This window comes from Thermobrachium celere DSM 8682 (assembly GCF_000430995.1).
GTDB classification, from domain to species: domain Bacteria; phylum Bacillota; class Clostridia; order Clostridiales; family Caloramatoraceae; genus Thermobrachium; species Thermobrachium celere.
This window is the reverse complement of the sequence record NZ_HF952011.1, coordinates 3,013-3,573: the sequence shown is the minus strand read 5'-3', so window position 1 is coordinate 3,573 and position 561 is coordinate 3,013. Positions and strand designations below refer to the sequence as shown.

Genomic DNA, 561 nt, shown 5'->3' with positions numbered 1-561 from the left:
GCTGAGTCGGAAAAAGAATTGGGGTTAAATATTACTGATGAACAAATTGATGAGCTTAAGAAATATGCTGAAGATATTAATTATGAGGTGGCTGAGAACAAAGAGAGAGAAACAAGGCATGATGTTATGTCTCATGTATATGCTTATGGAATGCAATGTCCTACAGCAAAACCTATAATTCATTTAGGAGCAACAAGTTGTTATGTTGGTGACAATACAGATGTTATTATAATGATGTAATCATTATTGTTAAAAATGGAGTTAATAATATATCTAAAACCTCAGGAACTATCTTTCTTACATTTCTTTCAACTATACCAAGTATCCATACTGCTATAAGTATTGGTAATACTGTTCCTTGGTATCCTACCATTGCAACATTTAATCCGAACACATTTATTGTCTTTTCAATTCCTCCACCTATTGTCCAAGCATTTTGTAGAGCTGGATGTATCATTATACCACCAAGTGCCGCTGCTAAGAATGGATTAGCACCAAACTCCTTTGCAGCACTAAAGGCAACTAATATTGGTAAAAATGCTTGGACAATAGGTGGAGGAA

At 34.4% G+C, this 561-nt stretch carries 1 protein-coding gene and 1 pseudogene; one reads left to right on the top strand and one right to left on the bottom strand.

Translation table 11 applies throughout. The features are described from left to right. Window positions 1-234 (top strand): annotated as a pseudogene (locus TCEL_RS00485) (adenylosuccinate lyase); the annotation flags it as partial. Here the strand turns inward: TCEL_RS00485 and TCEL_RS00480 are convergent. Beyond that, a partial coding sequence (locus TCEL_RS00480; RefSeq protein ID WP_040683685.1) for a PTS transporter subunit EIIC occupies window positions 227-561 on the bottom strand: 335 nt, incomplete at its 5' end. The pseudogene TCEL_RS00485 and the gene TCEL_RS00480 overlap by 8 nt on opposite strands.